5 protein-coding genes are annotated in these 4,454 nt (G+C 36.8%); all 5 read right to left on the bottom strand.

What is annotated here, in order from left to right; translation table 11 throughout:
- Positions 1 to 46 precede the first annotated feature (46 nt).
- The 5 genes from AB7U21_RS10620 to AB7U21_RS10600 all read right to left on the bottom strand — a co-directional run bounded on the left by AB7U21_RS10620 (position 47) and on the right by AB7U21_RS10600 (position 4,371).
- The gene (locus AB7U21_RS10620) at positions 47 to 514 is read right to left on the bottom strand and encodes a CBS domain-containing protein (RefSeq protein WP_428388912.1); all 468 of its coding nucleotides are present in this window, start codon (positions 512 to 514) and stop codon (positions 47 to 49) included.
- A 109-nt stretch (positions 515 to 623) separates the two neighbouring features.
- Entirely contained in the window at positions 624 to 1,130 is a 507-nt protein-coding gene (locus AB7U21_RS10615) for a GNAT family N-acetyltransferase (protein WP_428388910.1), read from the bottom strand.
- Between the two features lie 217 nt (positions 1,131 to 1,347).
- Positions 1,348 to 2,181 carry a 3-hydroxyacyl-CoA dehydrogenase family protein gene (locus tag AB7U21_RS10610; protein ID WP_428388908.1) on the bottom strand — a complete coding sequence of 278 codons (834 nt, stop codon included), beginning with the start codon at positions 2,179 to 2,181 and terminating at the stop codon, positions 1,348 to 1,350.
- Positions 2,182 to 2,335: 154 nt separating this feature from the next.
- Positions 2,336 to 3,337 carry an N-acetylneuraminate synthase gene (neuB, locus tag AB7U21_RS10605; RefSeq protein WP_428388906.1) on the bottom strand — a complete coding sequence of 334 codons (1,002 nt, stop codon included), beginning with the start codon at positions 3,335 to 3,337 and terminating at the stop codon, positions 2,336 to 2,338.
- A gap of 11 nt (positions 3,338 to 3,348) precedes the next feature.
- Entirely contained in the window at positions 3,349 to 4,371 is a 1,023-nt protein-coding gene (locus AB7U21_RS10600) for a GNAT family N-acetyltransferase (RefSeq protein ID WP_428388904.1), read from the bottom strand.
- Between the last annotated feature and the right edge of the window lie 83 nt (positions 4,372 to 4,454).

The following is a 4,454-nucleotide window of genomic DNA, read 5'->3' as shown; positions in this document are numbered from 1 at the left end:
GAACCTATTTTAAAAAATAGTCTATAATAATCTAGATTATTGTTTTTTAAACAAAGGGAATCCAGGGCTTTGGCAAAAAATTAGTAAATGGTGCCATGCGGGTTCCCCTTACACCATCCATTATTATTACCGGGATACCAATAGATGGTCCTTTGTAATCATCAATTTTTTTTTCCCCAAAATGATCATTCCAGGAAATGATATCGATTATTTCTCCTCTATCTCCAACAATAGGTATCAACTCGATTCTTTGCTTCAGGAACAACTCTTTGATATCAGAATCCAAATAATTTCCTTCAACAAGATAGGCAGGCTTTTTATTGAAAATTTCTTCGATGGAATTTTCCAGAGAAATATCTTTCAGTATAGCCCTACGAATATCCCCATCTGTCAAAGAACCAATCAGCTTCCTTTCATCATCAGTGACAAATAGTACTTTCATCGCAGTCTTGTTTAACACCTGAAGAGCGGTTTTTATAGATACACTTTGTCTAATCAGTAAATCCCTATTCATCTCATACCGCCTTGTACCTTAAGTCTTCTTGCCTTATCGATCATTTCCAGTGGGTAGCAATAGGTAAAGAACAGAAAATCAGGAACTCTTTACAATAGTCAGAACCAAATCACTGTTCAATGATGTATTCGTAGCGAACCATGATTTTATCTTGTCCAAATCCTTCAAAACTTATTATTTTCTGGTCTTTTGTTTTATGGTATCCATTATTAAGAACATTCTTAATCGATCCAATATTATCTGAGGCAATCCATCCATCAATTCGTTTCACACTCTTTAATTGTTCAATAGTATAATCCTTGGCAAACTTGATAATAGCTGAACCTATTCCTTTGCCTTTCATTTTACTACTTACACCATGACCTGTTTCCATGATTTCATTATTATCACCTAGTATGTCAATATACAGGTAACCTACTGCGCTTCCATTTTCTTCATCTCTTACTATGAAAAACAAACGATCCTTTCTTTTTAACTGTCTGGAAAACCAATCATATAATTCATTTTTTTCTGGAACTTTCTGATATCCTGTCCAGAGAGTATTTTCTTTTTCACATCGTAATGAAAAATAATCGTCAAAATCAGCAATAGCACATCTACTAAACCTTAGGTTCATATTACAACTCCATCAACATCAAGCTGAATTCAGAGTTGAGAGTTAATATAAATAATACTTAGTTCCGTCTATCATTTACTGGTTTAGTAATAAGCTCACTCTCTGAACTACTTCATCTAAGATATAGAATAACAATAATCAAGGGTTCCTTGTTTTGGATGCAGTTACCATGAATAGTGGTACAAATTCAGGACAGCCACTTCAGTATTCTGCAACTCTATATATAATTATAAAATCCATACTTTGATTTACGACCAAGTTTCCCCGAAGCAACCATATTATTCAGGATAGGACATGGTTCATATAAATCAGCACCAAACGCGCACTTCAACTCGTTCAATATACTGAGTGTGATATCAGTTCCAACATAATCATTAAGCTCACAAGGTCCCATTGGCATATTAGTGCCAGCTTTCATTGCTTCATCAATTACTTCCGGACTTAAATCATACTCTTGCATTATTCGAAAAGCAGCATTCATATACAGGAAAAGAAGACGGTTTACTATATATCCCTGCATCAAAGGCAATTCTATGATTTTTTTGTCGTCTAGCATCCCAAGGAATTCATACACAATAGCTTTGGTAGGCTCTTTATTCTCTTTTAGGAAAGAAATTTCGACAAGCCTCATTTTTGTCGGAGGGTTAAAGAAATGAACTCCGACAAATAGACTGGAATCATATGAGTTCCCAAGGGTTTCAAGGTTCAGACTGGAAGTCGTACAAGCAATTACCTTGCTGATATTTTCTTCTTTAAGCTGTTTGTAAATTCTGACTTTTACTTCATAACTTTCAATAGAACTATCAATAATCAAATCTACTTCAGACAAATCTGTGAGAATTTCAGTAAAATGAATTCTGGATTTTATCAAATCCATTTGATTCATACCAATCTTCTCATATTTTATTTTCTTGTCCAGGTTTGAAGAAAATTTAGATTTCTTTTCCTCAATTGATCTCCAATTATATGCAACAATCTGGAATCCCTTGTCACTAAGGTACTCGACCATCTTTATCCCGATAGTACCTAAACCGATAATTCCTACCTTCATAAGACCTCCAATAGTTTCTAATTACCAATTTAGTTATTGGAAACTGTTAACCAAAGGATCGAGCCTTATTATTATAGAATACCTCATTCAACTTACCGTTTCAGAGTACTTCTCTATGCTTAGTAGAAATACCAGAAACAGCAAAAAACAAATCCTATATGCTTATTACGTCATCAACTTCAAGTCTCTTTACAGCTATACGACCGATCACATAATCCCATAATTCGGCTGGTATTCCGGTACCACCGGTTCGCTTGGTTGTTATATTATTTTCAGCATACAATTCACCAATCTCTATCACCCTGGATGCAACAATGGAACGTCTAACCATAGCCTTGATGGAAATCTCACTATCTGTTGGAATTTTCCTGCCTGTCCCCAACGCCTTTTCAATAGACCTTATTGAGGCTACCAGGTTATTCATCTCAATGGGACTCATACTCGCGATATGATCAGGACCAATCATGCTTCTATCCAGCGTAAAATGCTTTTCAATGATTTCTGCTCCCAGAGCAACTGCCCCAACTGCAACTTCGATACCTCGTGTATGATCCGAGTAACCAATCCTCGCTCCAAAGGCTTGTCGCAATGTAATCATGGCTCGTAAATTTACTTGATCAATAGGGCATGGATAGTTGGTGGTACAATGCAATAGAGTTATTTCTCCTGCCCCTGAACTCTTAAGTTCCATCATAGCTTTTTCTATCTCACCTAAAGTGCTCATTCCTGTAGAAAGGATGATTGGCTTCTTTTTCAAACCAATTATTCTCAGGAAAGGGATGTTAGTTGCTTCACCAGATCCAATTTTTATTACTGATACTCCAAGATCATCTACAAGAAAATCCAGGCTATCAACATCATCCGGAGTTGACAGAAAATCAAGACCAATCGAATCACAGTGCTTTTTTATCTCACGGAAATCTTCAAATCCCAATTCAAGTTCTTTTACCATCTCAAACTGTGTTTTTATTTGTCCAACATTCCTTGCTTGATAATCGGCCATTCCAGCACTCTTTGTAAGTATTTTTTCAGTCTTGAAAGTCTGGAACTTTATGGCATCAACTCCTGTTTCCTTCGCGGCATCACACAGTTCATGTGCCAACTTAACATTGCCATTATGATTTACACCTGCCTCTGCAATTATATATACACCCATTAATTCCTCGCTTACATCCGGTATTTCAGCAAATACTTACCATACAGACCGACTTTTTCTGGAAATTTCTTCTCCCATTCCATTCCAAGTATTTTATATTTTTCTGCATTTAAGACAACTTTACCTATGGAAAACCACCTGTTATTTGGAGAAAACCTTTGCTTGAACGCAAGCAGACTGTTTTTTTCTTGTGAATCAGTCCCTCCCCCTAAATGCATAACCTCTACTCCTCTTCGTTTCAACTCCAAAGCACCTCGATAAACCAGAAAATTATTCGCACTTAATAGTCGAGCATCGGGTGTAGATCCCGACAGATGGTAATGGCCCCATGGTATTTGATATAAGAATATTGCGGCTGCAATTATAGTCCCCTTGCTTCGAACCATCCCAATGAACGAATTCCCCATTAGTTCCGTTTTAATTCCATTGTAATAGTCAGGACCAAACAGATATCCAGTAGCCGCACCTAATCGCTTCATTGTTGATTCATAAATATTGATAAAATTATTCAGTTCTGAAAAATCATCATCAACAGTGAACTCAAGACCAGCCATTTCTGCTTTACGGATAGCATTCCTGTTTTTTGAATGTACTTGTGCTTCCCAAATCTCATTCTCATTTGGCCGGAGATCGATAATTACAGTTTTTCTGTCTTTAACAGAAGGTAGTAGCACCTTCGCAGAATCTTCATTCCCCAAAAGCGGATGGTAACGTATTAATCCGCAAACTATGTTTTGCATGCGCATCTCATCAAGCAGTATTGATAACGCTTTTTTCCAGAACTCAGGATCATTATTTGTGGCTATTGGACCACCATATCCATAAGGAGTTTCAAAATCATAGAATCCGGTCATGCCTGGTATCTCACCAAGCATGATGGGCATGAGTAACCTGTCTTGACCTATCTTCACACTAAAAGCAGCAGCTTTCCTTTGCTCTGAATTATAAAGTCTACAATACTCTTCAGTAAAATAGATATCTTTATGGAAGGGTTGAACTCGTTTAAGTTCTTCATTCCAATTTTCAAGCAACATACTTAGAATTCCTGACGTGCAATCTTCCCAGTGCATCCAGTATCCGTTGCATATCACATTGATCATACCGTTGGTCAATTACA

Source organism: Methanomethylovorans sp. (genome assembly GCF_050177135.1).
GTDB lineage: Archaea > Halobacteriota > Methanosarcinia > Methanosarcinales > Methanosarcinaceae > Methanomethylovorans.
Note: the sequence above shows the minus strand (reverse complement) of the source record. Positions and strands in the feature narration are given on the sequence as shown.

What these genes read in the sequence shown, in the direction of transcription:
- AB7U21_RS10600 (WP_428388904.1), bottom strand. Translation starts at nt 4,371, where the DNA reads ATGTTGCTTGAAAATTGGAATGAAGAACTTAAACGAGTTCAACCCTTC.
- AB7U21_RS10615 (WP_428388910.1), bottom strand. Translation starts at nt 1,130, where the DNA reads ATGAACCTAAGGTTTAGTAGATGTGCTATTGCTGATTTTGACGATTAT.
- AB7U21_RS10620 (WP_428388912.1), bottom strand. Translation starts at nt 514, where the DNA reads ATGAATAGGGATTTACTGATTAGACAAAGTGTATCTATAAAAACCGCT.
- AB7U21_RS10610 (WP_428388908.1), bottom strand. Translation starts at nt 2,181, where the DNA reads ATGAAGGTAGGAATTATCGGTTTAGGTACTATCGGGATAAAGATGGTC.
- neuB (WP_428388906.1), bottom strand. Translation starts at nt 3,337, where the DNA reads ATGGGTGTATATATAATTGCAGAGGCAGGTGTAAATCATAATGGCAAT.